The sequence below is a fragment of the Mesonia aestuariivivens genome, from assembly GCF_019311235.1.
GTDB lineage: Bacteria > Bacteroidota > Bacteroidia > Flavobacteriales > Flavobacteriaceae > Mesonia > Mesonia aestuariivivens.
On the sequence record NZ_JAHWDF010000036.1, the window covers coordinates 1 to 4,705 of the forward strand.

The window sequence follows — 4,705 nt, forward strand, 5'->3', positions numbered from 1 at the left end:
CTCGCGCGAGCTTCCGCTCTTTACAACGTGTAGCGTATTTTCTGGTCGGCCGTGCCTTTCGGCAGGTAAATATGTGAGTTTTAAGCAGCCCATCGGTGTTTTAAAGATAGTCATTTTTTCTATTTTCATCTGAAGGTTTCAGTTGAAAAAAAAAGCAACACTTCCTTTTTCCGTTTTTAAAGTGGAAGTTTCAGCCGGCCGGTGGGCATAAGCCCGGGGAAGCTTCCGCTTTAAAAATGCTAGCCTCTTATGCGGCGATTGAGCATAAAAATTATGGTACGTAGTGCGCGGGCAGCAGCGTGGATGGTTCGGCGTGGGGATAGCGGCTATTTTACATAACGGCGTTATGGCCCTTTAGCTGCCATAACAGACCGTTATGTAACTTAGCTTGGGGGATTTTTTGGCTTTCGTCTATGGGAACAGCTCTTTACTTTTTTATGGTTTCCCATTTCCAATAATCGACCAGTTTTCTATGAAAAAGTAATGTGCTGTGTGAGCGCAATGGCAAGCCAAAAAATGCAGAAGTGATGGAGCGGGGAACAAAACAAAAGACAGGGGATTTTGAGGAACGAAAAAACTGGGTTTTGTTTTGTGGGGGTTATCTAATGTTCCAAAGGCTCCCTGCTTGTGTGACGGACACGTAATATTGTTATTTGAGTTTTTTCCACTTGGTAGGTTACCCGGTAACTGTATTTTTCAAAAGCCCTAAAGCTCCCATCATTGTTTTTCTTGAACCTATCCGGGCTATAGATTTCCGGGTTATCCGATAGCCCCCTTGATGTTTTGAGTATTTCGTTTTTTACTTTTGATGCTGCCTTGGGTGATTTCTCATTTAAATCTTCCAAGGATTCCTTTAGTTGAAGAGAAGCGTTTTTACTCCAGATTATTTTGGGTTTTACCATTCTTTTGCCATTTTCTCCATTTCTTCTTGGGTATAAAATTCCCCACGGTTTATTTGTGCTATGGATTCATCGATTTCTTTATTGTACTGTTCGATACTGATGCGTTCCTGATCTAATTCTTCTTGGTAGGTTTTTGCCATAGCGTCCACTAATCTTAAAAATTTACCGTCAGCCTTGTTTTTTATATACTCCAAAACGGTTTGTCTTAAATCCAAAGTTGCCATAATATTTCCTTTTTTCTTACTGTAAAGATACAATTTATGTTCCATAGTTTAACTGATGGGATGATACCGGTCGACGGCATTCTGTAATACTTCCAGTTCGGACTGCTTGTACTGCACCGTTGTTGATGCCCTTTTGTGTCCTGCAAAGACCTGGACGATACGGGTATCGTTTTCCTTTTTTAAAAGGTTGGCGATAACGCTCTGACGAATTTTTATTGGTTGTATCCTTTCGCTTTCTTTCCGGTTTTCGTTGATGGTTTTACTGATCCCGTGGGGGTTCATCTTTTCACCGTATTGGCCAAGAATAAAGGCCGGTTCATTTAGTTTCTCTTTGTTGTATTTCAACAGCTTCTTTCTATCTTTTTCTAAATAGTTAAGTATTAAAAGTATTTGTTTGGCCTGTAATGGTAATGTCCTGCTCCTTGGGCTTTTTGATGTAGCTTCACTACTTCCCTTGATAAAGATTCCGCCTTTTTCTAAATCTATATTTTCAACTTCCAGACCTGTGATTTCATTGACCGTTAACCCTTGGTAAATAAGCAGGCTGATAATAATTTTGTTCCGGTTAAACAAGTAGGTTTTCCGCTTGATCGTATAGCTTTCAAAAAAATGTTCCAGGGTTTCCGGGCTGTAAAGGTTATCGACTTCTATCTGCTTGCTGATTTTGTCCTTTAAATACAGTTCGCTACAGGGATGGTCTTTCCGCTTTCCTATCTCCAGTAAATAATTGAAGTAGATCTTAACGCCGTACAGACAATGCCGTAAGGTTTTGGGATGCAGATCGTAGTTTTTGCGCAGATGTTCGATGTAATTTAAAACGTCTTTGTAGGTGGCTTTTGGTGCTTTGGCTTGATAATAATCTGTAAATCTTTTGATGTTGTATAAGTTGCTGTTCAAGGTACTTTTACTGTATTTCTTTTTTAAATAATTATGAAGAGTTATCATATAAATTATTGATTTGATTTTGGCTGATATGCGTATATATTTCCGTACTCTCGATAAAACTGTGTCCTAAAAACTGTTGCACTTGCTCCAGCTTCATTCCGTTTTCTAAAAGATGGGTTGCTATGCTATGGCGCAACGTATGCATCCCGATAGCCCCCTTCCCGTTCCCCCAAAGGGGGAAAGCCCTTTTCACTAGCTTTTTCAGGATGGCATTGAACGTCCATTCCTGCATTCTCCGTCCTTTGGTGTTGATAAAAACAGCTTTCTCATTTGTTATTTGTTCATTGCCTTGTCTATTTTTTTTACTTGTATTCACGAACCTTTCGGTTTCAGTTGAAAGAAAAAAATGTAACTCTTCGCTGATTTTATCATTGACCGGTACTAACCTCCGTTTACTGTTCTTGCCTTTCTGTACAATGATTAGGTTTTCCGTTAACCGTAGATCTTCTTTATTGAGTTGGCTGATTTCATTGACTCGCAGACCACAACCATAACCCATATGTAAAATGCAGGTTTCCTGTTCATTTTCGGTTGATTTGTAAAGCTGTTGGATTTCATCTTGGGTAAATATTTGGCGTTCCACTTCTTCGTCCGGATAATTAAATTTCAGGTGCGATGCCGGGTTTGTTTTCAGCTTCCCCAGGTCAAGTGCATAGCCTAAAAAGGTCTGTACGTTCCTCAGGATGTCGTAAATGCTTTTTTGTTTGAGCTTTTGACCGGTAACGTGGCTTTCCCGGTTCTCGATGTATTCGTAAAAATTGGCGATTTCTACCGCTGTAACATCCTGTAGTTTGCCTATGCCGATAGATTCCAGCCAGCCAAAAAACTCTTTTAGCCATAAATATTTTGTTTGGCAGGTCTGTTCTGCATAGCCCAGTAACAGTAGGTAGTTCCGGTATTCAATGGCTTCTTTTTGATAGCCTTGATTGTGGATTACGTGTCTGCTCGGTTTTCCCATCTACGATAATTCTTATTGCTATGATGCTTTTGCTTACCCGATATCTTGGAACTTGGAACAATCGACTTTAAAAAAGGTTTATTGATTGATTATTAGCTCTTTGTATTGTTCCAAGATTGTTTCCTATTGTTCCGCACTTTCTGCGTTTAATATCATACCGATATTTTATTCCTGGGTTTTGATGGTGCTATTTGTTGTTGTTTCAGCTCTTGTATTTGGTTCATCAAAAAGTCTTTTATTTCCGCTCTCAGCTTCTGGTGATTGTCCCAGTAGTCTATCCTGTAACTGATTTTTCTAAGGTTTCCTCCAAATTTTGAAGTAATGTATTCCAGTTCCAGTAGTTGATTGATAAACCGGCTGCATTGGGCCTTGCTTACGTTCAGTTCCTGTCTGATTTCCCGTTGGGTAAAGTCCCTGTTCTGTTCTTTTAGGTATTTTTTTACACGTTCAAAAAATTGCCGTAAACTGCCATCAAGTTCATCCACTTTTAAAACAATGCTTTCAAAAAGGATTTCGGTTGCCTGTTCCACATCTTCTATCTCGGTTATCAGTTGGTTGTTATTGGTCAGTTTCCTTTGATATTGGTTTAAAAAAGTTACCTGTTTGATTACTGCCTGGTACATTTCATTGAGCCGCCTTATTTTATGTACTTTCTCCGGTAAGTGCAGTTGTGTAGCATAAGGGTTTACAATCTCATAATGCTTTAGGTTTCGCACCATATTTTGGATAAAACCGATGGCTTTTTGTTGGGCTTCCGGGTCGGTCTCACCGGCATTGCGCATATTCTGGTAATGGATGATCTTTTGCGTTTGCTTTTTGCTCTCATCAACGGCAATCAAAAAACTACGGCTCATATTGTCCTCGTAGGTCTCGCCCTTGGTGGTGGCACTTAAACTGCTGAACTGTCCTTTTACGATTTTATGGCTTGATTTGTTATTGCCCTTTTTGTCCTTGATGGTTACCGAGCTTCTTAAAATTTGGTTCGATATAAATTCACGTAAAGCGTACAGCGCATCTTCTTTCAGACCGTCCAGGTCCTCAATGATGACCACCTTTTTAAACAGGTCGAACTCGCCCCAGTTGTACAGACTGCTTTCCGTTATCCTTGTAAACCGTAAAACATCTTCTTGCGGCATCATATCGGCTATCCTGCTGATGATATGGGTCTTTCCGCTTCCCGAACTTCCCTGTACAAGTGCGTGCAATGGGCTTTTATTAACGTAACTCACGATGATTAAAAACAACAGCATCCGGCTGTTTTCCTCGCCTACTATTCCTGCTTTTCCAATGAGTTGGTTTAAGTTCTTCAGTAATTCATTTCGCTTTAAAAAGTCTATTCCCCTCCCTAAATCCCTCCCCGGGGGAGAGGGACTTTTTCTTTCAGATGAAAAAATAAGTCCTGTTGCTTCGGCTTCGCTCAGCACAAGTCTTTTGTCCAACAGTTCAATAAAAATAGTTTCGTCGTGTCCTTGCAGGGTTTCATTGATGTCCTTGTTGATAGGTTCCAGCACAGTTATTTTTATTTCCGGTTTGATTTCCAACAATAACTTGGCATATTTGGTTATGGCTTCTTTTCCTGCACTGTCATTATCAAAAGTAAAAATGATTTCTTCCAGTTGCTGTAAATCTTTTATTGCAGTTAGGATTTCAGCATTTAAGCCGTTGGTTCCGTAACA

Annotated in this window: 5 protein-coding genes; all 5 read right to left on the reverse strand. The window is 39.9% G+C overall.

All coding sequences use genetic code 11. The features are described 5' to 3' along the window. Window positions 1–602 precede the first annotated feature (602 nt). Window positions 603–902 carry a type II toxin-antitoxin system RelE/ParE family toxin gene (locus tag KW502_RS14990; protein WP_219041367.1) on the reverse strand — a complete coding sequence of 100 codons (300 nt, stop codon included), beginning with the start codon at window positions 900–902 and terminating at the stop codon, window positions 603–605. Beyond that, window positions 896–1,171: a hypothetical protein gene (locus KW502_RS14995; RefSeq protein ID WP_219041368.1), complete on the reverse strand. Its 276-nt coding sequence runs from the start codon at window positions 1,169–1,171 to the stop codon at window positions 896–898. The genes KW502_RS14990 and KW502_RS14995 overlap by 7 nt, the downstream gene beginning before the upstream one ends. A 3-nt stretch (window positions 1,172–1,174) precedes the next feature. Then, a complete protein-coding gene (locus KW502_RS15000; RefSeq protein WP_219041369.1) occupies window positions 1,175–2,071 on the reverse strand; it encodes a tyrosine-type recombinase/integrase in 897 nt (298 codons plus the stop codon). Continuing rightward, window positions 2,055–3,029 carry a tyrosine-type recombinase/integrase gene (locus KW502_RS15005; protein ID WP_219041370.1) on the reverse strand — a complete coding sequence of 325 codons (975 nt, stop codon included), beginning with the start codon at window positions 3,027–3,029 and terminating at the stop codon, window positions 2,055–2,057. Before KW502_RS15005 ends, KW502_RS15000 begins: the two co-directional genes overlap by 17 nt. 152 nt (window positions 3,030–3,181) lie before the next feature. Then, on the reverse strand, window positions 3,182–4,705 hold a 1,524-nt coding region (locus tag KW502_RS15010; RefSeq protein ID WP_219041371.1), incomplete at its 5' end, for an MTBMA_p00010-related P-loop-containing protein.